24 protein-coding genes are annotated in these 25,000 nt (G+C 58.0%); 11 read left to right on the top strand and 13 right to left on the bottom strand.

Features of this window, described 5'->3' with window-relative positions:
• Positions 1 to 8 precede the first annotated feature (8 nt).
• Positions 9 to 1,622, bottom strand: coding sequence for a methyl-accepting chemotaxis protein (locus FO268_RS06090; RefSeq protein WP_150990754.1), 1,614 nt, complete (start codon positions 1,620 to 1,622; stop codon positions 9 to 11).
• 247 nt (positions 1,623 to 1,869) lie between these two features.
• On the opposite strand from FO268_RS06090, the gene uvrD reads away from it, so the two are divergent.
• A complete protein-coding gene (gene uvrD, locus FO268_RS06085) occupies positions 1,870 to 4,035 on the top strand; it encodes a DNA helicase II (RefSeq protein ID WP_150990752.1) in 2,166 nt (721 codons plus the stop codon).
• Between the two features lie 323 nt (positions 4,036 to 4,358).
• Here the strand turns inward: uvrD and corA are convergent, their stop codons facing one another.
• From corA to FO268_RS06060, 5 genes are all read right to left on the bottom strand, one after another.
• The gene (corA, locus tag FO268_RS06080; RefSeq protein ID WP_150990750.1) at positions 4,359 to 5,312 is read right to left on the bottom strand and encodes a magnesium/cobalt transporter CorA; all 954 of its coding nucleotides are present in this window, start codon (positions 5,310 to 5,312) and stop codon (positions 4,359 to 4,361) included.
• Positions 5,313 to 5,399: 87 nt separating this feature from the next.
• Complete coding sequence (gene arsB, locus FO268_RS06075; protein ID WP_150990748.1) at positions 5,400 to 6,467, bottom strand: ACR3 family arsenite efflux transporter; 1,068 nt, start codon at positions 6,465 to 6,467, stop codon at positions 5,400 to 5,402.
• A gap of 10 nt (positions 6,468 to 6,477) precedes the next feature.
• Positions 6,478 to 7,194, bottom strand: a complete 717-nt coding sequence (gene arsH / locus FO268_RS06070; RefSeq protein WP_150990746.1) for an arsenical resistance protein ArsH — start codon at positions 7,192 to 7,194, stop codon at positions 6,478 to 6,480.
• 29 nt (positions 7,195 to 7,223) lie between these two features.
• Positions 7,224 to 7,454 (bottom strand): thioredoxin family protein, encoded by a 231-nt coding sequence (locus FO268_RS06065; RefSeq protein ID WP_150990745.1) that lies wholly within the window; start codon positions 7,452 to 7,454, stop codon positions 7,224 to 7,226.
• 32 nt (positions 7,455 to 7,486) lie between these two features.
• The gene (locus tag FO268_RS06060) at positions 7,487 to 8,809 is read right to left on the bottom strand and encodes a permease (protein WP_150990743.1); all 1,323 of its coding nucleotides are present in this window, start codon (positions 8,807 to 8,809) and stop codon (positions 7,487 to 7,489) included.
• Between the two features lie 146 nt (positions 8,810 to 8,955).
• On the opposite strand from FO268_RS06060, the gene FO268_RS06055 reads away from it, so the two are divergent.
• Genes FO268_RS06055 through arsJ form a run of 3 tightly spaced genes read left to right on the top strand, consistent with a single transcriptional unit; the run spans position 8,956 to position 11,963 of the window.
• Complete coding sequence (locus FO268_RS06055) at positions 8,956 to 9,720, top strand: metalloregulator ArsR/SmtB family transcription factor (protein ID WP_150990741.1); 765 nt, start codon at positions 8,956 to 8,958, stop codon at positions 9,718 to 9,720.
• Between the two features lie 43 nt (positions 9,721 to 9,763).
• The gene (locus FO268_RS06050; RefSeq protein ID WP_150990739.1) at positions 9,764 to 10,768 is read left to right on the top strand and encodes an ArsJ-associated glyceraldehyde-3-phosphate dehydrogenase; all 1,005 of its coding nucleotides are present in this window, start codon (positions 9,764 to 9,766) and stop codon (positions 10,766 to 10,768) included.
• A 1-nt stretch (position 10,769) separates the two neighbouring features.
• A complete protein-coding gene (gene arsJ, locus FO268_RS06045) occupies positions 10,770 to 11,963 on the top strand; it encodes an organoarsenical effux MFS transporter ArsJ (protein ID WP_150990737.1) in 1,194 nt (397 codons plus the stop codon).
• 25 nt (positions 11,964 to 11,988) lie between these two features.
• On the opposite strand, the gene FO268_RS06040 is transcribed toward arsJ, so the two are convergent.
• Positions 11,989 to 12,372 (bottom strand): porin family protein, encoded by a 384-nt coding sequence (locus tag FO268_RS06040; protein ID WP_225316512.1) that lies wholly within the window; start codon positions 12,370 to 12,372, stop codon positions 11,989 to 11,991.
• An 88-nt stretch (positions 12,373 to 12,460) separates the two neighbouring features.
• On the opposite strand from FO268_RS06040, the gene FO268_RS06035 reads away from it, so the two are divergent.
• Together FO268_RS06035 and FO268_RS06030 are read left to right on the top strand one after the other, a co-directional pair.
• On the top strand, positions 12,461 to 13,069 hold the full coding sequence (locus tag FO268_RS06035) for an ABC transporter ATP-binding protein (RefSeq protein ID WP_150990735.1): 609 nt from the start codon (positions 12,461 to 12,463) through the stop codon (positions 13,067 to 13,069).
• Complete coding sequence (locus tag FO268_RS06030; RefSeq protein WP_150990733.1) at positions 13,056 to 13,856, top strand: ABC transporter permease; 801 nt, start codon at positions 13,056 to 13,058, stop codon at positions 13,854 to 13,856. The genes FO268_RS06035 and FO268_RS06030 overlap by 14 nt, the downstream gene beginning before the upstream one ends.
• Before the next feature lie 32 nt (positions 13,857 to 13,888).
• On the opposite strand, the gene FO268_RS06025 is transcribed toward FO268_RS06030, so the two are convergent.
• Positions 13,889 to 14,293 (bottom strand): acyl-CoA thioesterase, encoded by a 405-nt coding sequence (locus tag FO268_RS06025; RefSeq protein ID WP_150990731.1) that lies wholly within the window; start codon positions 14,291 to 14,293, stop codon positions 13,889 to 13,891.
• 192 nt (positions 14,294 to 14,485) lie between these two features.
• Here FO268_RS06025 and FO268_RS06020 point away from each other — a divergent pair, with 192 nt between their 5' ends.
• The 5 genes from FO268_RS06020 to phoU all read left to right on the top strand — a co-directional run bounded on the left by FO268_RS06020 (position 14,486) and on the right by phoU (position 20,003).
• Positions 14,486 to 15,535 (top strand): substrate-binding domain-containing protein, encoded by a 1,050-nt coding sequence (locus FO268_RS06020; RefSeq protein ID WP_150990729.1) that lies wholly within the window; start codon positions 14,486 to 14,488, stop codon positions 15,533 to 15,535.
• A gap of 146 nt (positions 15,536 to 15,681) precedes the next feature.
• Positions 15,682 to 17,070 (top strand): phosphate ABC transporter permease subunit PstC, encoded by a 1,389-nt coding sequence (pstC, locus tag FO268_RS06015; protein ID WP_150990727.1) that lies wholly within the window; start codon positions 15,682 to 15,684, stop codon positions 17,068 to 17,070.
• Entirely contained in the window at positions 17,063 to 18,340 is a 1,278-nt protein-coding gene (pstA, locus tag FO268_RS06010; RefSeq protein WP_150990725.1) for a phosphate ABC transporter permease PstA, read from the top strand. Before pstC ends, pstA begins: the two co-directional genes overlap by 8 nt.
• A gap of 11 nt (positions 18,341 to 18,351) precedes the next feature.
• Positions 18,352 to 19,248: a phosphate ABC transporter ATP-binding protein PstB gene (gene pstB, locus FO268_RS06005; RefSeq protein ID WP_265103230.1), complete on the top strand. Its 897-nt coding sequence runs from the start codon at positions 18,352 to 18,354 to the stop codon at positions 19,246 to 19,248.
• A gap of 32 nt (positions 19,249 to 19,280) precedes the next feature.
• Positions 19,281 to 20,003 (top strand): phosphate signaling complex protein PhoU, encoded by a 723-nt coding sequence (gene phoU / locus FO268_RS06000; protein WP_150990723.1) that lies wholly within the window; start codon positions 19,281 to 19,283, stop codon positions 20,001 to 20,003.
• Between the two features lie 342 nt (positions 20,004 to 20,345).
• On the opposite strand, the gene FO268_RS05995 is transcribed toward phoU, so the two are convergent.
• The 5 genes from FO268_RS05995 to mnmH all read right to left on the bottom strand — a co-directional run bounded on the left by FO268_RS05995 (position 20,346) and on the right by mnmH (position 24,936).
• A complete protein-coding gene (locus FO268_RS05995; RefSeq protein ID WP_150990721.1) occupies positions 20,346 to 20,711 on the bottom strand; it encodes a histidine triad nucleotide-binding protein in 366 nt (121 codons plus the stop codon).
• A gap of 39 nt (positions 20,712 to 20,750) precedes the next feature.
• Positions 20,751 to 22,037, bottom strand: a complete 1,287-nt coding sequence (locus tag FO268_RS05990; RefSeq protein ID WP_150990719.1) for an FAD-dependent monooxygenase — start codon at positions 22,035 to 22,037, stop codon at positions 20,751 to 20,753.
• Between the two features lie 86 nt (positions 22,038 to 22,123).
• Positions 22,124 to 22,681 carry an aminoacyl-tRNA deacylase gene (locus FO268_RS05985; protein WP_150990717.1) on the bottom strand — a complete coding sequence of 186 codons (558 nt, stop codon included), beginning with the start codon at positions 22,679 to 22,681 and terminating at the stop codon, positions 22,124 to 22,126.
• A gap of 171 nt (positions 22,682 to 22,852) precedes the next feature.
• Positions 22,853 to 23,686, bottom strand: coding sequence for a mechanosensitive ion channel family protein (locus tag FO268_RS05980; RefSeq protein ID WP_150990715.1), 834 nt, complete (start codon positions 23,684 to 23,686; stop codon positions 22,853 to 22,855).
• 158 nt (positions 23,687 to 23,844) lie between these two features.
• Entirely contained in the window at positions 23,845 to 24,936 is a 1,092-nt protein-coding gene (gene mnmH / locus FO268_RS05975) for a tRNA 2-selenouridine(34) synthase MnmH (protein ID WP_150990711.1), read from the bottom strand.
• Positions 24,937 to 25,000: the final 64 nt, after the last annotated feature.

The raw sequence follows: 25,000 nt of genomic DNA, 5'->3' as shown, positions 1-25,000 counted from the left end.
AAGGCAAATTAAACGCGAAACTGGCTGGCCACTGAGTGCAGGCCGGAGCTGACTTTCTGGATGTCACGGCTGACCGTATCCAGTTCGTCAGTGCTCTCCATGACGGCCTCGGCATTGCGATGCATGGTTGTCATGTGACCTGTCACTTCATTGAACGTTGTGCTCTGTTCGTAAGTGGCGGCAGCAATCTGTTCGTTCAGCTCGCTGATCTGCTGAACGTTCTGGAGGATCTGGTTGAGAATGTCGCCGGACTCGGTGGTGGCTTCCACACCCTTATGGGCCTTGCTGACACTGGTTTCCATGGAGGACACAGCGGCGGATGAAAGCTTGGAGAGTTCGCTGATGACACCCTGAATTTCTTCGGTGGATTTGTGGGTGCGAACCGCAAGCCCCCGAACTTCGTCTGCCACTACGGCAAAGCCGCGACCATGTTCACCGGCGCGCGCTGCCTCAATGGCTGCGTTAAGGGCCAGAAGATTGGTTTGCTCAGCAACGGTCTGGATAGTGTCGAGTAGACCGCCCACCCGTGAAGAGAACTCATCAAACTGGTTAACCAGGCTGGAGGTTTTCTCGATCTCGGATACCAGCTCGCGAATGGTTGCCACGTTGGTGTTGACTGTTTCCTGGCCGGATTGGGCGAACCTGGCAGCGTCCTGAGTCTGATCAGATGCACTGGAAGCAAAGCCGGCCACTTCCTCAACGCTACGGACCAACTCGTCCACCGAGTTGCGGGTGGATGAAATTGCCTGGGCCTGGTTGCTGATGCGCTCCAGATTGGTCTGGCTGGTGCGGGTCAGGTGATCTGTCGCAGAATTCAGGCGGCCGACATCTTCCCGGATAGCGGCAAAGGACTTGTGCAGTTTCTCGACGAACAGGTTGAACTGGTCGACCAGATCGCGCAGTTCATCCTTGCCCTGATAATCAATGCGGGAGGTCAGGTCACCTTCACCGGAAGCCATATTCTGCAGGGACCTGATGATCTGTTGCAGGTTGCTGCTGATTGATTTGCCGATGACCAGGCTTAGCCCGACCAATAAGGCCAGGGCAACGATAAGTATGATGATGGCCAGCGAGGTAGACTGACTCGACGCCTCAACGGTGTTGGTTATGGCGGCCTGGAAATGCTCCCGGGTTTGCAGGCGCATGGTGTTGAGATCGTCTCTGAGCTGTTCAAGCCTGCGGGCGTTGGCGGAGGCTTCATCACCGATGCGGGCAAAATCGGCTGTCCCTTCAATAATGGCAGTGGCAATGCGGGTCGCTTCGGAGTAGTAGCGTTCGATGGCCTGGTCCAGTGCCTTGGCCTCTCTGGCCAGGTCGGGGTTCAGTTCAGCGATCTCCTCAAGGTTGGCAACAATGATGTCACGGAATTCCTGTGTTGCTTCCAGTTGCTGATCGTCACCCGTAGCTACGGAACCATTGATCTGCTTTTCCATCAGCTCAAGCTGGCCGAGGTTAACCGTGGTGAGCTCTAGGGTCGGGTACAATCTGTCCTTGACCTGATTCAGCCGTTCAGAGTTCGAACGTTCGGTAATGATGGAGAAACCCTGACTGACAACGAAAGCGATGATAGCAACGCCGACCAGCAGACTGAGCTTTTGTGAGATCTTGAGAGATGACAACATGGTGTGGTTCCCGGGCAACCCACCTCCGGATTTGAGGCTGCGGCAGTTTAGGTAGTCTACTAACTGGATGAAATTGTGATTTGTATCACAGTGTTACTTTGTGTTTTCAGAGGAGTTGGCGCCCGCTTGGCGACTGTTCCCAGCCAGATCTAGGTGAATGCCGAAATAGGGTTCCAGGCACCCCCGTGGGTCTCTGCCCTGTTATAATTCGCAAGTCAAAGCCACCCAAGCACAGCGATAACTATCAATGGATGTTTCCCCGATTATTGATCCCCTGAACGACGCCCAGCGCGAAGCCGTCACGGCCCAGAACGACCACTTGCTGGTTCTTGCTGGCGCGGGCAGTGGCAAGACGCGGGTGCTGGTTCACCGGATCGCCTGGCTGATGCAGGTGGACAAGGTGCCGCCCACGGGCATTCTTGCGGTTACCTTTACCAACAAGGCGGCGAAAGAGATGCGTTATCGCATCGAGCAGATGATGCACATTCCGGCGCGGGGCCTCTGGTTCGGGACGTTTCACGGCATCGCCCATCGTTTGTTGCGGGCCCATTACCGGGAGGCCGGCCTGCCGGAGAATTTCCAGGTGCTGGACAGCGATGACCAACTGCGCCTGATCAAGCGGGTAATGCGTGAGATGCAGATTGACGAGAGCCGCTGGCCGCCAAAACAGGCCCAGTGGTTCATCAACGGCCAGAAAGATGAAGGGCTACGAGCCGAGCACATCCAGGAAAACCCCGGCGACCATTTCACCAGTACCATGCTGACGATTTACCGCCAGTACGAAAAACTCTGCAACCTGAGCGGTCTGGTAGACTTCGGTGAGCTGTTGCTGCGCTCCCACGAGCTGTGGCTCCACCGCCCGGAACTCTTGAGCCATTACCAGAGCCGTTTTCAGCAGATACTGGTGGACGAGTTCCAGGACACCAACACCATTCAATACGCCTGGCTACGGTTACTGGCTGGCAACCGGGTACCGATGACGGTGGTGGGGGACGACGACCAGTCAATCTATGGCTGGCGCGGTGCCAAGGTCGAAAACATCCAGCAGTACCAGCGGGACTTCCCCAATGCCCGACTGGTGCGGCTGGAGCAGAACTACCGCTCCACACAACTGATCCTGAAAGCGGCCAACGCGGTGATTGCCAATAACCAGGGCCGGCTGGGCAAGGAACTCTGGACCGACGGACCTGATGGCGAGCCCATCAGCTTGTACGCCGCGTTCAACGAGCAGGACGAGGCCAATTACATCGCCGATACCATCAGCAGCTGGGTCAGCGAAGGCAATCTGCGCAGCGAGTCCGCCATTCTGTACCGCTCCAACGCCCAGTCACGGGTGCTGGAAGAATCCCTGATCCGCCAGGGCATTCCCTACCGGGTGTACGGTGGCCTGCGCTTCTACGACCGCCAGGAAATCCGCAACGCCATTGCCTACCTGCGGCTGGTGCACTACCGCCGTGACGACGCAGCGTTTGAGCGGGTTGTGAATATCCCGGCCCGGGGCATTGGCGCCAAGAGTCTGGCGGATATGCGGGCTTATGCTACCGAGCGCAGTATTTCCCTGTGGGAATCCGCCGAGCGTTTACTGGAAGCCGGGCAGGTCAAGGGCCGTGCCAAAACCGGCCTGCAATCGTTCATGGGTATTATCGAAACCCTGACGGAGATGGTGGACGACGCGTCCCTGCACGGGCTGATGAAGAAAACGCTGGAGCTGAGTGGTCTCAGGGATTACCACGCCAACGAAAAAGGCGAGAAAGGTCAGGCGCGTGCAGAGAACCTGGACGAACTGGTTAATGCGCTGTCGGACTTTGAGGCGGAAGACGGCGTTGATCCGCTGTCGGAGTTTATCGCCCAGGCGGCGCTGGATGCCGGCGAAGCACAGGCCGAAGCCAACGAAGACTGCGTACAGCTGATGACTCTGCACTCCGCCAAGGGCCTGGAATTCCCGCTGGTGTTCCTGGCAGGGGTGGAAGAAGGCTTGTTCCCTCACAGCATGTCACTGGAAGAGCCAGGACGCATGGAGGAAGAGCGGCGGCTGGCCTACGTGGGCATCACCCGCGCCATGAAAAAGCTGGTGCTAACTTATGCCGAATCCCGCCGCTTGTACGGCCAGGAGAAATTCCATGCCCTGTCCCGGTTCGTTCGCGAAATACCCGGTGATTGCATCCAGGAAGTACGGCTGCGCAACACCGTCACCCGCCCGGCCATGGTCTCCCGTCCCAACGAGAGCCTGTTCGACTCCGCTCCCATGGAACAGGCCGGATTCAGCCTGGGGCAGCGGGTGCGTCATCCCAAGTTTGGTGAGGGCATCGTGATGAACAGCGAGGGCAGCGGTCATCACACCCGGGTTCAGGTGAACTTTGATGAAGGTGCCAAGTGGCTGGTGTTGGCTTATGCGCCTCTGGAGGCCTGCTGAGTTCTTTTGTTTTGGGGGAGGCACAGGTTGGAGGGTGCTGTTTAAAACACGCCTCAAGACGTCCTGTTCGGCTTGGGCTCCGCCATCCATGGCTCCGCACAGTTTTAAACAGCACCCTCCAACCTGCGCCCCAGACTCCATTGCAGCCTGCACCAGTGTCGTTGAATTTTTGAGGCCTTCTCCGGGGCTCGGGCAGGTATCGGGAAGTCCCTTCCAAAACTGTGCGGAGCCAGGGATGGCGGAGCCCAAGCGTCACATGGATGTGCCGAAGGAGCGTGTTTTGGAAGGGACTTCCCGATACCTGCTTCCACCAGGCTCAAAACTCAAAGCCAGCCTTTGCGCTTAAAGTACCAGTAAGGCGCAAACCCGGCTGATACCATCAAAGCAATCGCCCCCGGATAGCCCAGGAGCCACTCCAGCTCCGGCATGTGCTCGAAGTTCATGCCGTAAATGCTAGCAATCAGTGTCGGTGGCAGGAAAACCACAGCGGCAATCGAGAAAGTCTTGATGATCTGGTTCTGCTCGATGTTGATGAAACCCTGGGTAGAGTCCATCAGGAAGTTGATCTTGTCGAAAAGAAACGTGGTGTGGGACATCAGGGTTTCGATGTCGCGATTGATTTCGCGGAGCGTCTCCCGTTGCTCGCTGTCCTTGCGCAGGTGACGTAACAGAAACGAGATATTGCGCTGGGTATCCATCAGGCACAGACGGGTCTTGCCGTTGCTGTCTTCGAGCCTGGCAAGGCGGTTGATGGCCTCGTCCAGTTCGGCCTCTTCATCCTCAAGCACCAGGTAGCTGACATCCTCAAGCTGCCGGTGCAGGTCCTCAAGCCCGTCGGCGTGGTTCTCCACTTTCTGTTCGAGTAGAGTGACCAGCATTTCGGACACATCCCGCGCCTCGACCTGTTCACGGCGTGCCCGCATTCTGAGCAACCGGAAGTCCGCAAGCTCACTTTCGCGGATGGTAATCAGGCGGTTCCTTTGCAGTATGAACGCGACAGATACCGTGTTGTGACGTCCTTCCGCCAGGTTCAGGAAAAGGGAGTGCACGTGCACGCCGGCCTGATCGACAAAGCAGCGCGCTGACGCCTCGATTTCCTCCACGTCATCGAACTCCGGGATATCGGTTTTCAGCAATTCCTGGAGTATCTGTCGTTCCTTTTCGTCGGGTTCGCAGGCGTCGATCCAGTCCGCCTGTTTTACCCGGGTTGCCGGGTCCTCTGCGGAACTGCCCATTTCCTTGATCAAACCATCCATGATCCTGAAGAACCTAAGCATGCGTTTGCTCCAAACAGTCTGAGTGGCCTCATTAAGGAGCCTAGCTCATCAGGAGCTTGCGGGGGAGCGGTCCCCGTCCCTGTCCCCTCAGGCCGGGAAGCGATCCCGGGTTTTGTTGGCGATGCGCACCAATACCAGCATCAGGGGAACTTCCACCAGCACGCCAACCACCGTTGCCAGAGCTGCGCCGGACTGCAACCCGAAAAGGGCAATGGCCGCGGCCACCGCCAGCTCGAAGAAATTGCTGGCGCCAATCATTGCACCGGGTGCCGCAATGCAGTGACGCACTTTCCACAATCTGGCCCAACCGTAGGCGAGGAAGAAGATCAGGAAGGTCTGGACGATCAGCGGCACGGCGATCAACACGATGTGCAGGGGATTTTCCAGAATCACTTCCCCCTGAAAGGCAAACAGAAGTACAAGTGTAACGATCAGAGCTGCAGGCGTTATGGGGCTCAGGCGCTTCATGAAAACGTCGTCGTACCAGCGTTGTCCGCGCCGGGCGATCAGGGTGCGGCGGGTCAGGTAGCCGGCGGTCAGGGGGATGACGATGTACAGCACCACTGACAGGATGACCGTATCCCAGGGCACCTGGATGTTGGAGATGCCCAGCAGAAACACCACGATGGGTGCGAAGGCAAACAGCATGATGATGTCGTTCAGGGAGACCTGCACAAGGGTATAGGCCGCGTCACCTTTGGTCAGGTAGCTCCATACGAACACCATGGCGGTACAGGGTGCCGCCCCCAGCAGAATGGCGCCGGCCAGGTATTCGCTTGCCAACTGCGGTGCAATAAGCGGTTCGAACACCACCATCAGGAAGAACCATGCAATGGCAAACATGGTGAAGGGTTTGATCAGCCAGTTCACGACGGTGGTGATGGCCAGTCCTTTGGGCTCCTTCCGCACGCCGACCACCGCACTGAAATCGATCTGAGCCATCATTGGGAATATCATGGCCCAGATCAGAATGGCGATGGGGATGGACACCTGGGCGTATTCGAAACGGGACAATGTCTCCGGCACCACGGGGGCCAACTGACCCAGAGCCACTCCGGCGACGATGGCCAGCGCTACCCAGACTGAGAGATATTTTCCAAACAGGTCCATGCCACCGCTGGTGTTTTCGTTCGTGGCTTCTGCATTGCTACTCATGGTCTGCCTCTCAGATGGACCGCTGATTGACGCGCTTTGATACTTCCTCGGCACTTTCCACCCGCTCGGAATAACGGTCCGTCAGATAGCCGCTGCGATCGCGTATCAGCAAAGTGAATTTCACCAGTTCCTCCATCACATCCACGATGCGGTTGTAATAGGGCGACGGCAGCATGCGGTCATGCTCGTCGAACTCGGTGAACGCCTTGGGCACCGATGACTGATTGGGAATCGTCACCATCCGCATCCAGCGGCCCAATACCCGCAACTGGTTCACTGCATTGAAGGACTGGGAGCCGCCGCAAACCTGCATGACTGCCAGGGTTTTGCCCTGGGTTGGCCGCATGCCACCAATAGACAGGGGGATCCAGTCGATCTGGGTCTTCATGATACCGGTCATGGCACCGTGGCGCTCCGGAGAGCACCACACCATGCCCTCGGACCATTCTGCCAGGTCCCGTAGTTCCTGCACCTTCGGGTGAGAGGCGTCCTCGGCGTCCGCCAGCGGCAGGCCGCGCGGATTGAAAATGCGGGTTTCAGCGCCCATGACGTCGAGCAGACGCGCAGCTTCTTCCACTGCCAGGCGGCTGAACGAGCGCTCGCGCAGGGAACCGTAAAGCAGCAGAATCTTCGGTCGGTGGCTGGAAGGTGCTGCGGCAAACAGATCCTCGTTGGTGGGGGCGCGGAAAAGCCCGGTATCGATATTGGGTAGGTCAGGTAGACTCATGGTCAGCGTCAGGTTTCCTGTAATCGGGTTCAGCCCAGAAGTTTCTTGATGTCATCGGCAGTGGCCACTTTGCCTTCCACGGCAATCTCATCATTCATGGCCAGTGCAGGCGTACGCATGATGCCGGCATCAATGATGTCGTTTACGTCGGTTACTTTTACCACTTCGTAGTCCAGCCCGAGAGCCTTTGCCGCTTCCTCGGCGTTGGCAGTCAGTTGTTTGCACTTGGCACAACCGCTGCCATAAATAGTGAATTTCATTGCCATCTCCTTCGGGTTTATGCAGGGCAGACTTACACCCACCAGTTTCCATAGATAAAGCCGGTGATGGTGGCCATCACCACCACCAGGGCACAGTACACCAGGGTTTTCTGAGTGCCCAGAATCGTGCGGATAACCAGCATGTTGGGCAGGGATAACGCCGGGCCTGCCAACAGCAACGCCAGCGCGGGCCCCTTGCCCATACCGGAACCCATCAGGGCCTCTACAATAGGTACCTCGGTCAGAGTCGAAAAATACATCAGAGCACCGAGCACCGAGGCCAGAACGGTGGAAAGCAGGGAGTTGTCGCCCACAGCAGCGGCTACCCATTCTGACGGGATCATGCCTTCATGGCCGGGCCGGCCCAGGGCAAAACCCGCCACAAACACTCCGGCAAGCAGCAGGGGCAGGATCTGCCTGGCGAAATCCCAGCTTTGTACCGGCCATTCCCGGTCTTCCTCCCGCAGTGTGGCAATCAGCATCAGACCGCCTATGCCGATAACAAAGGGTAGTTCGGGTATTCCCGGAGCCACTGCGGCAATCGCCGCCACCATAATGGCCAGAAGTAACAGTTGGCGTACTGGCCAGCCCCAGCGCCAGACGAGGAGCCCACCCAGCGCGGCAGCGAGGCCTGCCGTGATTGGCCATTTGAGATGGTGGATGACCATCCAGGCATCATTCTCGGCCGCAGCCCAATTGGCAAACACCAGAATACCGACCATCAGGGCAAAGAACAGGGCAATGATACCTACGGGTTTGTCTGCTTCGTCGCCGCCAAACCCCCGGGCATTGCTCACTGAGCGTTCGGCTTCTTCCCGGCGATAGATCAGGTGCATGATGGTGCCAATGACTATCGCGAACCCGATGGCGCCAATGGCCCGGGCGAAACCGATCTCGGCCCCCAGTACCTTGGCGGTGACTACTATGGCCATGATGTTGATGGCCGGGCCGGAATACAGAAAGGCAACGGCCGCTCCCAATCCTGCACCGCGACGGTAGATGCCGCCGAACAGTGGTAGAACGGTACAGGAACAGACAGCCAGCAGGGTGCCGGATACCGATGCCACACTGAATGCCACTGGCTTGGAGGCGGAGGGGCCGAGATAACGCATCACTGAGCCCTGGCTGATATACACCGACATGGCACCGGCAATCAGGAAAGCCGGCAGCAGGCACAGGATGACATGCTCCTGGGCATACCAGTGGGTCAGCCGGAAGGCTTCAAGAACGGCATTATCAAAACGTTCGGTGCCGGCGGGCATGAAGAAGATGACCACAAAGGCCAGGACCATGAAAAACAGGAGGTTTCCTTCCCGCTGATTGCCCCGGTAGATTTCCAGAAGTCTTTCTGTCATGGCGTTTTCTGGTGTCCTTTGTTCGTTGCTCTGGGAGCTCTCTTCTTTGCTGGTACCTGGTGTGACGGCTGTCTTTACTCTGTCATATTACCGCGTTATTATCGCAAAAATTGAATATATGGCAATTCGAATATGCGGAAGTTCGTATGAAGAGAAGAGTTCTTTTTGTCTGTACTGCCAATAGTGCCCGGTCACTGATGGCGGAAGCCCTGCTCCGGCATATGGCGGGTGACCGGTTCGAGGTGGCCAGTGCAGGTACTGAGCCTGCCGAACCCCATCCTCTGGCACTGCAGGTGTTGCGCGAGGCAGGTGTTCCGGTTGAGGGGCTGTACAGCAAGCCGCTGACAGAACTTCAGGGCCGCTACTGGGACTACGTGATCACCCTGTGTGAAAAGGCCGCGCGGGAATGCACCTCCGTGGCTTCGGAAGCCCAGCAGATTGCCTGGGACTTCCCGGACCCTGCCGAGAGCAACCGACATCTCACCTTTGCGTTGACGCTCAAGGAACTCAAGGAGCGCATCGGCCTGTTCACCCTGGTCCACCAGAAAGAGACTAGCCTGAAACCTGCCAGCTACAACCCGGTGACCATTTTCAAGGCCATGGCTGATGAACTGCGTCTGGCCGCCCTGTTGTTGATCAGGAGCCAAGAAAAACTGTGTGTCTGCGAACTGACCGAGGCGTTCGAGGTATCACAGCCAAAAGTCAGTCGCCATCTGGCTTTATTGCGTGACGCAGGATTGCTGGAAACGGAGAGGCGGGGGCAATGGGTCTATTATTACCTTGACCCGGGCCTGCCAGACTGGGTGTTGCGGGTTCTGGATGACACCGCGCACAACAATGCCGCACTGGTCGAGCGGCCGCTGGCCAGATTGCAGGCCATGACGGACCGCCCGGTAGTGCAGTGCCCCTGATCTGACACATTACACGGATTGCGAATCTCGCAAGGAGAACATTATGAGCAAGATCAAAGTTGGAATAAATGGATTCGGCCGCATTGGCCGACTGGCACTGAGGGCGGCCTGGGGCTGGCCTGAACTGGAATTTATCGCCATTAACGATCCCGGGGCAGACACCCACACCCTGGCGCATCTGCTGAATTTTGACAGTGTGCATGGCCGCTGGGACCACGAAGCCGCCGCCGATGGCGATGATATGGTAATTGATGGCCAGCGCATCCGCGTCACCCACAACAGGGCCATTGCCGAGACTGACTGGTCGGGCTGTGATCTGGTCATTGAGGCCAGTGGCGTGAACAAGAAGGTGGCGGTGTTGCAGGGCTACCTTGACCAGGGCGTGAAGCGCGTTGTGGTTACCGCGCCGGTGAAGGAAGCCGGGGCGAAGAATATTGTGCTGGGAGTGAATGAACACATCTTCGACCCGGCCAGCGACCGGATCATCACCGCCGCTTCCTGCACCACCAACTGTCTGGCTCCGGTGGTGAAGGTGATTCATGAGAACCTGGGTATCAAACACGGCTCCCTGACTACCATCCACAGCCTGACCAACACCCAGACCATCATCGATGCGCCCCACAAGGACCTTCGGCGGGCGAGGGCCTGTGGTAGCTCGCTGATTCCTACCAGTACCGGTTCCGCCACCGCCATTATCGAGATTTTTCCGGAACTGAAGGGGCGGCTGGATGGCCACGCAGTGCGGATTCCGCTCATCAACGCGTCGCTGACCGACTGTGTGTTTGAAGTGAACCAGCCTACGGATAGAGACACGGTGAACCGGTTGTTGAAAGAAGCCGCCGAGGGCGAACTGAAAGGCATTCTGGGCTACGAAGAACGCCCGCTGGTGTCCATCGACTACAAGACCGATCCCCGTTCTTCCATTGTCGATGCCCTTTCCACCCTGGTGGTCAATGGCACCCATGTGAAAATCTACGCCTGGTACGACAACGAGTGGGGGTACGCCAACCGCACCGTGGAACTGGCCCGCAAGGTGGGTTCTGCCTGATATGACTGCCGCCATCCGACAGTACCTGGTGATCACCGGCAACTACTGGGCCTTCACCCTGACGGATGGGGCTTTGCGAATGCTGGTAGTGCTGCATTTCCACCAGCTTGGCTATTCGCCGCTGGAAATCGCGCTGCTGTTCATCTTCTACGAGTTCTTCGGGGTGGTGACCAACCTGGTGGGCGGCTACCTGGGGGCCCGCATGGGCCTGAACCGCACCATGAATATCGGGCTGTTCCTGCAGATCGTGGCGCTGGCAATGCTGGCGGTGCCTGCGGCTATGCTTACCGTGCCCTGGGTGATGGCGGCCCAGGCGATGTCCGGCATTGCCAAGGATCTGAACAAGATGTCCGCCAAGAGCGGCATCAAGCTGCTGGTGCCCGATGAGCAGCAGGGCACACTTTACAAATGGGTGGCAATCCTGACCGGCTCCAAGAACACCCTCAAAGGCGTGGGTTTCTTCCTTGGCGGTGTATTACTAATGGCCGCGGGCTTCACTGGTGCGGTGGTTATTATGGCGGTCGCCCTCGCCGTGGTCTGGCTGGCAAGCCTGTTTCTGCTCAAGCAGGAGCTGGGTAAGAGCAAGGCCAAGCCGAAGTTCAGTGAGATCCTGTCAAAGAGCCGGGCCATCAATGTGCTGTCGGCGGCGCGGATGTTCCTGTTCGGGGCCCGCGATGTGTGGTTTGTGGTAGCTTTGCCAGTCTACCTGCACACGGTGTTCGGCTGGGACTTCTGGAAAGTGGGCGGATTTATGGCCACCTGGATCATTGGCTACGGCTTTATCCAGACCATTGCGCCGCGCATTACCGGCAATATGGAAGGCAAGCAACTAGCGGTGCTCTGGGCGGCAGCGCTGGCGGTGGTTCCTGCGGCCATTGCCGGTGGCCTGATGGCGGGCTGGTCGCCACAGCTGGTTATCGTGGGCGGTTTGCTGCTCTTCGGGGTGCTGTTCGCCATCAACTCCTCGCTGCACAGCTACCTGATTGTCAGCTATGCCCGGGGCGATGGCGTGTCGTTGGATGTTGGATTTTACTACATGTCCAATGCCGCCGGTCGCCTGCTGGGAACGATCCTGTCCGGCTGGGTTTACCAGGCCTACGGGCTGGAAGCCTGTCTGTGGATATCCTCGGCGTTGGTGGCCATGGCAGCGCTACTGTCTTTGTTATTGCCCGAGAGGCGGCCCGTAGTGGCGTGAGTGGCGTGAGTGGCGTGAGTCGGCATCAGAAACGCACCACCAATCCTGCGCCGGCTTCCACCTGCAAGTAGCCGTCGCTGCGAAACCTGAGCTCGCATCCGCCGGAGCAGAACGCCGAGCCTCCCGAGTTCAGGGCGGTGTAAATGCCGCGAAGATCCAGCCGCAGGCGTAGCTGTTCGGTCAGGAAAAACTGATAGCCGACCCCGAGCGACAGAGCTGCCCGGTGGTGGTTATCGTATCTCGAGTCCTCCGGCTCCAGGCGGGTAACGCCCAGCACGCCGGAGACAAACCCTCCGTAGCTTTTCCCGCCCGGAAAATAGAGCCCCCCGAACTGGAGTTGGTAGATCGTAAGATCAATGGACTCAATGCCCGGGGCGAATAGGATCGCTGTGAGGGTTCGGGGGTTCATACATGCCCGCTCTGTATGGCTGGTTGCTGGCAAAATCCTGTGCAATGGTGTAACCATTATGGATTCTGAAGGCCCTGGTGAACCTATTTTGACAGAACTTTTGCTGGAAAACGTCAGTGTTGGCGCCCTGAGTGAAGTGTCACTGGTGGTGCCTGCCGGGCAGATCGTTTGCCTGTCCGGACCTTCCGGCAGTGGCAAAAGTCGCCTGCTGAGGGCAGTGGCCGATCTGGAACCTCATGGTGGTGGCATTTCTCTGGGGGGCACCCGTCAGCAAGGCATGCCTGCCCACCAGTGGCGGAGCCGGGTGGTGATGGTGCCGGCAGACAGCCAGTGGTGGTTTGACGAGGTGGGAGGGCATTTCCCAGAGGATGCCGGTTCGCGACTGCCGTCGGCTCTGGGCTTCCCGTCCGAGGTGATGGGCTGGTCGGTTAGTCGGCTGTCCTCCGGCGAACGTCAGCGGCTTGCCCTCTGGCGGGCGCTTTCTCTGCAGCCGGAGGCTCTGTTGCTGGACGAACCGACTGCCAACCTGGATGGCAGCAGCACGGAAACCCTGGAAACCTGGTTGCTTGAGGAGATTCGGCGGCGGCATATCGCTACCCTCTGGGTCGCCCATGACCCCGGTCAGATTCATCGTGTGGCAGATGCCCACTACCGGATTCACGGAACCAGACTGGAGCCTGTCCATGGAGGTGATTGACCTTGCCTGGTGGAAACTGGGGTTGGCGGCCCTGCTGGTGCTGGCACTGGCCGGGACCGGATATCTTGCCCGCCTGGGTATTACCTGCAGTCTGCTGATTGCCGGTACTCGCACTGTCATCCAGCTGGCCTTGATCGGGCTGGTACTGGAAGCCCTGTTCGCTTCCTCTGAATTCTACTGGATTGCCCTTCTTGCCGTGATCATGCTGCTGGTGGCAGGCCGCGAAGTGGTGGCCCGGCAGGGCCGCCGATTGCATGGTTGGTGGGCGTTCGGCATTGGTACCGGGGCCATGTTCGTATCTTCTTTTACGGTCACGGTTCTGGCCCTTACGGTGGTCATCGGCCCCAACCCCTGGTACGCCCCCCAATACGCAATTCCGTTGCTGGGCATGATGCTGGGTAATACCATGACCGGCGTCAGTCTGGCCCTGGATCGCCTTAATGAATCGGTCTGGCGCCAACGGGCGGTCATTGAAAACCGGTTGATGCTTGGGCAGACCTGGCAGCAGGCGCTGGAGGATATCCGCAGGGATGCCATGCGCAGCGGCATGATGCCGTCGATCAATGCCATGGCGGCGGCCGGCATTGTCAGCCTGCCTGGCATGATGACGGGCCAGATTCTTGCCGGTAGTCCGCCGGCGGTGGCGGTGAAATACCAGATCCTGGTAATGCTGATCATTACCGTCGGCACCGGCTTCGGTGCATTGATCGCGGTTACCTGGGGTAGCCGCCGGCTGTTTGATGATCGTGAACGCCTGCGTCTGGATCGGTTGGTAAGTTCCGGTTAACGCTCCAGCGCCTCTTTCATTCGGGCGTTGGCTCAGCTTTTTCGTGAGGGGACTTCCCGAATACGTCCGTGCTCGTCAATAGCAACATAAATGAAGAGCCCCTCCGTCACCTTCCGTGGAGCTTTGGCCGAGCGGTCCAGGGTCCAGACTTCGATGTTGATTTTCATTGAGCTGCGGCCCACTTCGACCAGTTCGCCATAACAGCCAACCTGGGAGCCTACTCGCAATGGCGAAAGGAACTCCATCCTGTCCATGGCTACCGTTGCGTTACGGCCCTGGGAAATACGCCCGGCCATGGTAGCGGCGGCAATGTCCATCTGTTTGACCAGCCAGCCAGCGAACACATCACCATTGGGGTTGGTATCGGAGGGCAGGGGGATTATCTGAATGATCAGTTCTCCCCGGGGGGTGGGTCTATCGTCATCGAGCGCTGTCATGAATGAACCTTTCTGGTCTGGAATTGTTTTAGTACCCCGCATGTTAGCGGCCTGCACGGCGTCTGCAAGAAAAATTGAACGCGTTGTGCCATATTTCAGTGGCTGTAACAAAGTTGTCACAGACGGCCTTTATTGTTCTCTCATCGGTGAAGCAACCCGTAAATAAGTCAAAGTGACAAATGGAGACTCAACGTGATCAAACTTAAAACAGCCCTTACAACATTGGCACTGGCAGGCAGCATTGCCGCTGTCTCTGCCCCGGCCATGGCACGCGACACCATCAACATTGTCGGTTCCTCCACTGTTTACCCGTTCGCCACCGTGGTTGCCGAGCGTTTTGGTCGTAACACCGACTTCCCGACTCCGAAGCTTGAGTCTACCGGTTCCGGCGGCGGCCTGAAGTTGTTCTGTGAAGGTGTTGGCACGCAGCACCCGGACATCACCAACGCTTCCCGTCGTATGAAGCCGGGCGAATTTGAAAACTGCCAGGCAAACGGCGTGAAGGAAATCACGGAAGTGCGCATTGGTGCCGATGGTATCGTTATCGCCAACTCCAAGAACGCGGAGAAACTGGACCTGACTCTGGAGCAGGTATTCCTGGCGCTGGCCAAGGAAGTGCCGAACCCGGACGGTGGTGACGAGCTGGTTGCCAACCCCTACATGAACTGGAGCGATATCGACTCCAGCCTGCCAGACTTTGAAATCAGCGTAATGGGGCCGCCCCCAACGTCCGGTACCCGCGACGCCTTCGTTGAAATCGCCATGCAGGGTGGCTGTAAGAAGTATGATTTCATCAAGAACATGGACAAGAGCGAAATGAAATCCGTTTGTCATGCCATGCGTGAAGACGGCCCGTTCATTGAAGCCGGCGAGAACGACAACCTGATCGTTCAGCGTCTGTCCCAGGATCCGCAAACTCTGGGTATCTTCGGCTACAGCTTCCTGATGGAGAACACCGGGCAGATCCAGGCAGCGACCATTAATGGGGTTGAGCCGACTCCCGAAGCCATTTCCAGTGAGGAGTACCCGGTTGCGCGTTCACTGTGGTTCTACATTAAAAAGGCGCACGTAGGTGTCGTTCCTGGCATTCAGGAATACGTAGCCGAGTTCACCAGCGAAAGCACATGGGGTGACAACGGCTACCTGGTTGATGTGGGCCTGATCCCGCTCCCGCGTGACCAGCGCATGGCAACCGCCAAGCGAGTAAAGGATCTGGAGCCGATGACCGGTAACGAGCTGTAAGGCTCCCGGAACATTGTCAGGGAAGACAAAAAGGAACGCGGGCTTGCAGCTCGCGTTCCTTTGTTACATCAGTATGAACATTTTTGTGCGACAAACTGGCAAAATAAACGTTCAGCGCACTTAAAGCCATTAACATAGAGAGTGTTATGCAGACGGCCAATCTTCTGCCCCTGGTTCTGGTTCTTGCCGCGGTCGCCTATGGCCTCGCCTATATGCGATCCCGGGCGGTAGCAGCGCCCCTCGGTGGCATCCGGAATCTGAAGGCTCTTCCTTTCTACTACGCGGCGCGCGCAGCACTCTGGTGTGCCATTCCCGCGTTGATTGTGCTCGCCGCCTGGGCCGGTTTTGAAGGCAAGGTTATTCAGGGCATTGTGATTGCCACTTTGCCGCAGGATACGTGGCCGGAATCCCCGGGGCAGGCCAGCCTGATTCTTTCCCAGATCAGCAACGTGGCCGCGGGCAAGCTTAATCCTGAATTTGTGCCGGAGCATATTGCGGGGGCCGCATCGGTACTGGAAGCCATGGAAAGCCAGAGTGAGAACTTCAAGGCGGCTCTGGTTCTGCTTGTTGCCCTGGCTGGAGCCGGTTTTGCGTGGACCCGTGTTGCCCCGCACATCAATGCCAGGTTGAACGTCGAGACGACGCTCCGCCGCATCTTCTTCGTGTGCGCGGCATTGGCGGTGCTGACTACCGCAGGTATTGTGTTTTCAGTCATTCTGGAGACGGTACGTTTCTTTGGCCGCGTGCCAATCACCGAGTTCCTGTTCAGTACCAGCTGGAGCCCACAGACCGCATTGCGTGCTGATCAGGTGGGCTCAGACGGGGCCTTTGGTGTTATTCCGCTGTTTACCGGTACCCTGCTGATTTCTGCCATTGCCTTGCTGGTGGCGGTACCTGTCGGGTTGCTGTCTGCCATCTACCTCTCCGAGTACGCCAGCAAGCGCATGCGTTCAACGGTGAAGCCGGTGCTGGAGATGCTGGCGGGCATTCCCACCGTGGTTTACGGCTTTTTCGCCGCTTTAACCGTGGCGCCGTTTATCCGTGACCTTGCCCAAACGGTGGGCCTGGAAGCTTCCTCCCAGAGCGCGCTGGCTGCTGGTCTGGTCATGGGCATCATGATTGTTCCGTTCGTGTCTTCACTGTCAGACGACGTCATCAATGCCGTTCCCCAGACCATGCGGGATGGCTCTCTGGCGCTGGGCGCAACCCAGTCGGAAACCATGAAGAAGGTGATTTTTCCGGCAGCTCTGCCCGGCATCATTGGCGGCATCCTGCTGGCAGCATCCCGTGCCATCGGCGAAACCATGATTGTGGTGATGGCGGCAGGACTGGCCGCCAACCTGACAGCGAATCCACTGGAGTCGGTCACAACTGTGACCGTGCAGATTGCGACATTGCTGGTGGGGGACCAGGAATTCGACAGCGCCAAGACCCTGTCCGCGTTCGCATTGGGCATGTTGCTGTTCATTGTTACGCTGCTGCTCAACGTGGTCGCACTCAAGATCGTACGCAAGTATAGGGAACAGTATGACTGATCAGAGTTCTCAGGCGGAAATTGTCCGCAACTCCCTGAAGCGCCGTTATCGTAAGGAACGCCGGTTCCGCATGTATGGCATTCTGGCGATCTTTATTGCCCTTGCGTCCCTGTTCATTCTTTTTGCAGACATTATTAGCAAGGGACACACTGGGTTCCTCAAGACCACGATCACGCTGGATGTGACTCTCGATTCCGAGACCATGTACCTGGACGACCCCACTGACGAGGACCAGCGGTCCATGGCGGACTTTGTCGCGCCGATCATTGCTTCCTTGCAGGAGCATTTCCCGGAGGTTGAAAGTGCGGCCGAAAAGCGGGAGCTGGGTCGGTTGATCGGTACCTATGGCGCCAGCAAGATTCGTGATCTTCTGAAAGATAATCCGGATATGCTGAACACCACCCAAACCATGGAGTTTCTTGCCCATGACCGGGTCTCGACCTATGTCAAACATGCTGATAATCCCAGATACAGTATAAAGCTGTCTGAACAGCAGCAGGGCTGGGTGGATCAACTGTTGGAGAAGGGCGTTATCGATACCAGCTTCAACGACGTGCTGTTCAGCCGTGGCGATTCCAGGGAGCCTGCCAATGCGGGTATTCTTGGTGCCATTGTTGGTTCCCTGCTTACCATGCTGGTCACGCTGGCGATTTCGTTTCCGGTCGGTATTGCGGCAGCGGTCTACCTGGAAGAGTTCGCGCCCCAGAATAGGATTACCGATTTCATCGAGGTCAACATCAATAACCTGGCTGCGGTGCCGTCGATCATCTTTGGCCTGCTGGGGCTTGCCGTCTTCATCAGTCTGTTCGGCATGCCCCGTTCGGTCCCGGTGGTGGGTGGTCTGGTACTGGCACTGATGACGCTACCGACCATCATCATTTCCAGTCGCGCCGCCATCAAGAGCGTGCCACCTTCCATCCGTGAGGCGGCCGAGGGCGTCGGTGCCTCCAAGATGCAGGTGGTGCTCCACCACGTGATACCCCTGGCGATGCCCGGCATGCTGACCGGTTCCATCATTGGTATGGCCCAGGCGCTGGGTGAGACAGCTCCGCTGCTGTTGATCGGCATGGTCGCCTTCATCGTGGATGTACCAGGCGGCTTTTTCGATTCAGCCACCGTGCTGCCGGTACAGATTTACCTTTGGGCAAGCAGCTCCGAGCAGGGGTTTGTAGAGCTGGCATCTGCCGGCATCATGGTGCTGCTCACCTTCATGATCAGTATGAATGCACTGGCCATCTGGCTCCGTAAGCGTCTTGAACGCCGGTGGTAAAGGAGAAAATTATGAGTGTTAACGAAACAATTGCCAGCGCAGTGGGTACGCAGGAAGAAACGATCATTCCTGTCAAAGACCCGATCGAAGAAGGCAAGCGGGAGTCGATTCACGTTGAGGAAGGAAAGACGGTTGGCAAACCTTTTGCGGACGACCCCAAGTTCAAGCTCCGCAACGTGGAGGTGTTCTACGGACAGGATCGGGCCATCAAGGATATCAGCCTTGATATCGCCCGGAACGAGGTAATCTCCTTCATCGGGCCTTCCGGTTGTGGCAAGTCTACCTTCCTGCGGTGCCTGAACCGTATGAACGACAGCATCGACATCTGTCGCATCAAGGGCCAGCTGATGCTGGATGATGAAGACATCTATCACTCCAAGAAAGATGTGGTTGAGCTCCGCGCTCGCGTAGGCATGGTGTTCCAGAAGCCCAATCCCTTCCCCAAGTCGATCTATGACAACGTTGCTTATGGCCCTCGTATTCACGGCCTGGCAAACCGCAAGTCCGACCTCGACGATATCGTGGAAAACAGCCTGCGCAAGGCCGGGCTCTGGGACGAGGCCAAGGACCGCCTGGATGCCATTGCAACCGGTATGTCCGGCGGCCAGCAGCAGCGCCTGTGCATTGCCCGCGCCATTGCCGTCAGCCCGGAAGTCATCCTGATGGACGAGCCGTGTTCCGCCCTGGACCCGATTGCAACCGCCCGTGTGGAAGAACTGATCGCCGAGATGTCCGAGAGTTACACCATTGTGATCGTGACCCACTCCATGCAGCAGGCAGCCAGGGTGTCTCACCGCACCGCGTACTTCCATCTGGGGCATCTGGTAGAAGTGAATGAAACCAACAAGGTCTTCACCTCGCCAGAGCACGAGCTCACCGAATCCTACATTACCGGCCGCTTCGGCTGAGCCCGGTACGCTGAACACTGGAGAAACGAGTTATGCCAACGAAAAAGGACGATGTATACGGCGATCATATTTCGCACAAGTTCAATGATGAACTGATGGCTCTGAAAAGCGAGTTCCTGGAGATGGGCGGCCTGGTGGAGTCCCAGGTAGACCGGGCCATCACCGCGCTGGTGGACAACGACGGCCACCTGGCGGATGAAGTCCGTGCCACGGACAAGAAAGTTGATCAGATGGAAATCGATATCGACGAGGAAGCCACTTTGATCATTGCCCGTCGCCAGCCCACGGCTCGGGATCTGCGTCTGGTGATTTCGGTCATCAAGATGGTGGCAGATCTGGAGCGTGTCGGTGACGAGGCCAAGAAAATCGCCAAGTTTGCCATCAAGCTGTCAGAGGAAGGCCAGGCGCCCCGTGGCTACGTGGAAGTGCGCCACATCGGCACACACGTACTGAGCATGCTGCATGATGCCCTGGATGCTTTCGCGCGCCTGGATTCGGAGCAGGCGCTGCGAATCATGAAGGAAGACAAACGGGTTGATGAGGAATACCAGGCGGCCACGCGGACGTTACTGACGTTCATGATGGAGGATACCCGCAATATTTCCCGGTGCATGTCAGTGATGTGGATTCTCCGGGCCCTGGAGCGGGTGGGGGACCACGCCTGTAACATTGCCGAGAACGTGATCTTCATGGTCAAGGGTGAGGATGTTCGGCATACGCCTGTTGAGGAAGCCGAGAAGGTCGTCGGTCGCTGATTCTGTTCTTGCCTCTGTAGCCTGCTGGTTGGATGCCTTGGCAGGCCCGGGGGCAGCCTTCAGGAAACGCCCGTGAATACGTCCCTGTAGGGCTCGGTCGCGCCATCCCTGGCGCTCCACGTTCCTGAACACTGCCCCCGGGCCCGCCGCAAAAACCTCTCAGGTAACGCCACTAGTCGGTGTTGGGTGGAGTTTTGCACCAAGGTATCGGCAAGTGGGCCGGTCCTCCTGTTTGGGATCTATCTTTGGCCATGGAGGGCCAAAGCTAAGCGCGCATGGATGCCTTGAGCGTGTCCCAAACAGGAGGACCGGCCCGCTTGCCTCCCCCAAGTTAAAAAACTCTCAGGCCTGCTTCATTTTATCGGTATACGGCGGCCAGCCGAGCGGTTTGCCGGCCAACAGGTGCAGGTGGATGTGAAACACCGTCTGCCCTGAGTTCTCTCCGCAGTTCATCACTACCCTATAGCCGTCGTCGGCAAAGTCCATCTCCTTTGCCAGCCTGGCAGCCACCCAGTACAAATGGCCGACAAGCTCGCGATCACCCTCTTCGATATCGTTGATCGTTGCGATTTCCTTTTTTGGGATGATCAGCAGGTGTACCGGTGCCTGTGGATTGATGTCTCTGAAAGCCAGGCTGATGTCGTCCTCATAAACAATATCCGCCGGAATTTCGCGGTTGATGATCTTGGTGAAGATTGTCTCCGACATATTGCGTCCTTTTTGATGAATGTTTGCCAGAACAGCGGCTTACAGTTGTTTGAACCCCGGTAGCCGTTCCGCCAGGTGGCGGATGACCGGGGGCAGGTCGTCATCGATACCCATAGCGTATTTGGCCACCCGGTTTCTGGCAAATGGCATGGCTTTAGCCGCGCCCAGGCCCAGGTTGCGTAGCAGGTGCAGGGGCGGCACGCGGTTGCTGAACAGGTGGTAGAACACGTCCATTGCCAGCATCATGCGGCGGTTGGCCGGCCGGCGCTGCTGTTCGTACTCGTCCAGCCGGCCGGCATTGGCCAGGTCGGTGCCGGCGCGCCTGGCTTCGCGGAGGACTGACTGCAGGCAGCGGGCGTCCTGGAAACCCAGGTTCACACCTTGGCCTGCCAGCGGGTTAATGGTGTGGGCGGCGTCGCCCACCAGCACTACGCGGTTGTTCACATAGGTTTTGGCGTGCTGCCGTGCTATCGGGAAGCTGGCTTTGCCATCAATATGGGTCAGCAACGGCAGTTCTGGCGGGAAGGCGTTCTGTATCTTCGCCATCAGCACGCTCTTGTCCAGTGATTTGAGGCGTGCCAGTGCTTCTGGCGAGTCGTACCACACCAGGGAGGTCCAGCTTTCGCCGTTGCCGGCAGCGTGCAGTGGCAGGAAGGCGCGTGGGCCGCTGGGGTAGAAGCCCTGCCATGTAATGTCCTGCACCGGCCCCTGGTAGCGCGCAGAGATCACCATCGCCTGTTGCTGGTACTGGTCGCGGGTGACGCCGATGCCGGCCAGGTTGCGGATCCCGGAGTTAGCGCCGTCTGCGCCCACCACCAGTTCGCCGGTCAGTTCAGTGCCATCGTCGAGTGTCACAGCGGCCTGGTCGGCGCCATTGTGGAGGCTGGTGACGGCGTGGCCGGTAAAGAGGGTAACCGACGGCTGGGCCGAAGCGCTGTTCCAGAGGGCCTGCTGAGTGATGCGGTTCTCAACAATATGGCCAAGATGGCTGGCGGACAGATTGCGGGCGTCGAAAATCACCTCGGCAATCTTGCGGGGCAGTACGCTGCTCAACGGGTGGTCGGCTTCATCCCAAACTGCCAGGCGGGAATAGGGGGTGGCCCGCATCGCGAGGATGTCTGGCCAGGCGCCGAGCTCGGTCAGGTAACGTTCACTGCCAGCACTCAGGGCCGATACCCGGATATCGGGAGACTGGCCAGGATCATAGGAGGGCGCGGCCCCCTGGTCCACAAGGCCAACGCGAAAGCCGCTGCGGCCAAGACCGGTGGCAAGGGCAGCACCGACCATACCGGCACCAACAATAACAACATCAAAGGCTTGGGTCATAACGGGTTCCTGTCTGATAGGCCCAGTTTACGCGATGGGCGCGTTCAGACAAGCGGCCCGGATCAGACCAGCGCCTGCTGGTGCTGTCAGTAACCCGCGATGTTGGCAGTGGGGCTGTCTGTCAGCGACTCTGCTCTGCGGGTGCGACCTTTCAGCCACGCCGGTTTCTGAGCTCCCGGCTTGACGAACCCCTGCTCCAGAACCATAGGGTGAACCAGGTTCAGGAAGTCTTCGGTTTTCATGTGAATGGACTCGGTATGGCTGCCGGCGGCAAAGGCCAGCTCCGGTTGCCGGGTCAGGGCTTCAGCGCAGTACACCGACATGTCAAAGAGGTTGCCGAACGGCGGCATGGCGCCCACTTCGCACTCAGGGAAACGGTCCTGGAACTCCTGTTCGTCCGCCAGGTCCACAAAGTCGGTATCGAGGATATGGCTTAACCGGTCCCAGCGAATACGCCAGGTCGCAGGCATGACCAACATGGCCATTTTGCCATCCAGTTCAATAATGACGGTTTTTACCACCCGGTCGCCGGCTATCTTGACGTGGTGAGCCAGCTCCTGGGCTGTAAAAGCAGGGGGGTGAGACAGACACATGTACTCCGTGCCTGCCTGGTCGAGATATTCCTTCAACTGCTGTACCGGCATCGTGACAACCTCCTACCAGCAATGACAGCGTTACTGGAACCGGTGGTTTTTGTGTGCCCGGTTCCGGTGGCCTGACGGTGGCGCCGGTATCACCGGGGCCCCGCCATTATTGGTCAGCTTAGTTGAGCTTGCTCAGAATGCGAGTTACAGAATGTGTTGTTGAGATACCGATCACTCGGTTTTGTAGACGTGTACATCCCGCTGAGGGAAGGGGATGGTGATACCTTCGGCATCAAACGCCTTCTTCACCTTCTCGTGCATGTCCCAGTAGTACGGCCAGAGATCGTCAGTAGCCACCCAGGCGCGGAACATGAGGTCCACGGAGTTATCGCCCAGTCCGGCGACGCAAATACGCGGCTCCGGATCTTTCAGGGACCGTTCGTCTTCATCGAACAGGCGCTGGAGAATGGCCTTGGCCTTGTCGATGTCATCACCGTACCCAATACCAAAGGTCATGTCACAACGGCGCTTTTCGTAGATGCTGACATTGACCAGCGTGGCGTTGGACAGGCTGCCGTTGGGAATGACGATACGACGGTTATCAAAGGTGTTCACTACGGTGTAGAGAATCTGGATCTCTGCGACTGCGCCCAGGAAGCCCTCGGCTTCGATGGTGTCACCTACCTTGAAGGGCTTGAAGATCAGGATCAGCACACCACCGGCAAAGTTGGCAAGACTGCCCTGAAGGGCCAGGCCAATGGCGAGGCCGGCGGCACCGATGACGGCAATAAACGAGGTGGTCGCAATGCCGATCATTGAGGCAACCGAGATCAGCAGCATGACCTTCAGAATGGCGCTTATCAGGCCACAGAGGAACTTGTTCAGGGTCGGGTCTTTTGCGCCGAGCTTTTTGTCGAGAACGGCAATAAAGCGATTAATCAGCCAGAGGCCGACAATCAGCGTAACGATGGCAAGTACAAATTTCGGAGCGTACGTCATGACCAGCGCTAACGCCTGATCCCATAGTTCTGTGGCGTTTATGTTCTCTCCCAGAAGATCTTCCATTCATCGACTCCTTATTGGGTATTGATTGCTAGTGCCTTGAATCCGGCCGGGTATAACGGCAATCGGGAAAATGGCTCGTTGCATGTCGTTATAGCAGAGGTTGATGTCAAACGTATAACCGGCATGCCCGGTTCGCCAGGGGCGATTTACGTTTCAGATCAGCGAGTGGTCCACTCCGTGATGGTTTCTGGCCCGCCCTGCACCACTATCCGGCCTGCTTTCTGGTTCAGCTGGTAGTCATACATGGGGTCGTAGTAGTCCTCCAGCAGGCCCTTGATCCATTGGTGATGCGCGCTCGCATCCCCCGTGCTGACCTGTATGTCGAGGGCATTCTCCATCAGTTGTCGCAGCCGGCTGTGGCGTTCACCGCCGAGGCGTTTGCGGATCCGGTCCAGAGCACTGAGCAGATAATCGCGGAAGTTGAGCCAGCCGGCCTCCTCGCCGTCCCGGGCTGCGTAGTCGGTGGTCATCTGGTCGACATAGTCTTCGCGGATAATCCGGACACGCTCCTCAATTGGCTGGTCGAGTACCATCAGGGGGGCAGCTGCCATGCGCTCCCGCAGGCTTTCCGGCAAAGCGCAACGGCCCACCAGTCTGCTTTCGTCTTCGAGGTAGACCGGTCCCCCGACATGATGATGTGCCTTGAGCAGGGCAACGGCCAGGGAGTTTTCGAAGTCAATCTGCGACGGCTGTGGCGTTACCTGGCGCCCGAAGCTGGAGCCCCGGTGATTGGCCAGCCCTTCGAGGTCTATCGGGTTCGGTAGCTGTTGCAGCACCCTGGTTTTACCGGTGCCGGTGCGGCCGCTGAGAATGACAAACTCGGAGGATTCAATCAGTGCTCCCAGGCTGTCGATGAGGAAGCGGCGCATTGCCTTGTAGCCACCGGTAACCAGTGGGTAGTCGATGCCGGCCTCACGGACCCATTGCTGGCTAAGCCGTGAACGCAGGCCACCACGGAAACAGAACAGGTAGCCGTCCGGGTGGTCTGCGGTGAAGCGCCGCCAGGCTTCAAGGCGCTGTGCCTTGATATCCCCGGAAACCAGTTGGTGGCCGAGTTTGATGGCTTCATCCTGCCCCTTTTCCTTGTAGCAGATGCCCACCCTGTGGCGTTCTTCATCGTTCATCAGTGGTGCATTGATGGCACAGGGAAAACTGCCTCTGCTGAACTCGACGGGGGCCCGCACGTCCATCAACGGCACGTCGTTGAGAAACAGGGCAAGGTAGTCGCTGGTATCGGGTCTGGACGGCATGACAGGTTCAGGTTCGTGCTGGAAATGAGGTCGCAGTATAACGGACATGAGGTTTTTTTGCTTA

This window comes from Marinobacter denitrificans, assembly GCF_008795955.1.
GTDB classification, from domain to species: domain Bacteria; phylum Pseudomonadota; class Gammaproteobacteria; order Pseudomonadales; family Oleiphilaceae; genus Marinobacter; species Marinobacter denitrificans.
This window is presented reverse-complemented; position numbering and strand designations above follow the sequence as displayed.

Coding starts and splice junctions, on each gene's coding strand:
- FO268_RS06090 (WP_150990754.1), bottom strand. CDS start 1,622: ATGTTGTCATCTCTCAAGATCTCACAAAAGCTCAGTCTGCTGGTCGGC.
- uvrD (WP_150990752.1), top strand. CDS start 1,870: ATGGATGTTTCCCCGATTATTGATCCCCTGAACGACGCCCAGCGCGAA.
- corA (WP_150990750.1), bottom strand. CDS start 5,312: ATGCTTAGGTTCTTCAGGATCATGGATGGTTTGATCAAGGAAATGGGC.
- arsB (WP_150990748.1), bottom strand. CDS start 6,467: ATGAGTAGCAATGCAGAAGCCACGAACGAAAACACCAGCGGTGGCATG.
- arsH (WP_150990746.1), bottom strand. CDS start 7,194: ATGAGTCTACCTGACCTACCCAATATCGATACCGGGCTTTTCCGCGCC.
- FO268_RS06065 (WP_150990745.1), bottom strand. CDS start 7,454: ATGAAATTCACTATTTATGGCAGCGGTTGTGCCAAGTGCAAACAACTG.
- FO268_RS06060 (WP_150990743.1), bottom strand. CDS start 8,809: ATGACAGAAAGACTTCTGGAAATCTACCGGGGCAATCAGCGGGAAGGA.
- FO268_RS06055 (WP_150990741.1), top strand. CDS start 8,956: ATGAAGAGAAGAGTTCTTTTTGTCTGTACTGCCAATAGTGCCCGGTCA.
- FO268_RS06050 (WP_150990739.1), top strand. CDS start 9,764: ATGAGCAAGATCAAAGTTGGAATAAATGGATTCGGCCGCATTGGCCGA.
- arsJ (WP_150990737.1), top strand. CDS start 10,770: ATGACTGCCGCCATCCGACAGTACCTGGTGATCACCGGCAACTACTGG.
- FO268_RS06040 (WP_225316512.1), bottom strand. CDS start 12,372: ATGAACCCCCGAACCCTCACAGCGATCCTATTCGCCCCGGGCATTGAG.
- FO268_RS06030 (WP_150990733.1), top strand. CDS start 13,056: ATGGAGGTGATTGACCTTGCCTGGTGGAAACTGGGGTTGGCGGCCCTG.
- FO268_RS06025 (WP_150990731.1), bottom strand. CDS start 14,293: ATGACAGCGCTCGATGACGATAGACCCACCCCCCGGGGAGAACTGATC.
- pstC (WP_150990727.1), top strand. CDS start 15,682: ATGCAGACGGCCAATCTTCTGCCCCTGGTTCTGGTTCTTGCCGCGGTC.
- pstA (WP_150990725.1), top strand. CDS start 17,063: ATGACTGATCAGAGTTCTCAGGCGGAAATTGTCCGCAACTCCCTGAAG.
- pstB (WP_265103230.1), top strand. CDS start 18,352: ATGAGTGTTAACGAAACAATTGCCAGCGCAGTGGGTACGCAGGAAGAA.
- phoU (WP_150990723.1), top strand. CDS start 19,281: ATGCCAACGAAAAAGGACGATGTATACGGCGATCATATTTCGCACAAG.
- FO268_RS05995 (WP_150990721.1), bottom strand. CDS start 20,711: ATGTCGGAGACAATCTTCACCAAGATCATCAACCGCGAAATTCCGGCG.
- FO268_RS05990 (WP_150990719.1), bottom strand. CDS start 22,037: ATGACCCAAGCCTTTGATGTTGTTATTGTTGGTGCCGGTATGGTCGGT.
- FO268_RS05985 (WP_150990717.1), bottom strand. CDS start 22,681: ATGCCGGTACAGCAGTTGAAGGAATATCTCGACCAGGCAGGCACGGAG.
- FO268_RS05980 (WP_150990715.1), bottom strand. CDS start 23,686: ATGGAAGATCTTCTGGGAGAGAACATAAACGCCACAGAACTATGGGAT.
- mnmH (WP_150990711.1), bottom strand. CDS start 24,936: ATGCCGTCCAGACCCGATACCAGCGACTACCTTGCCCTGTTTCTCAAC.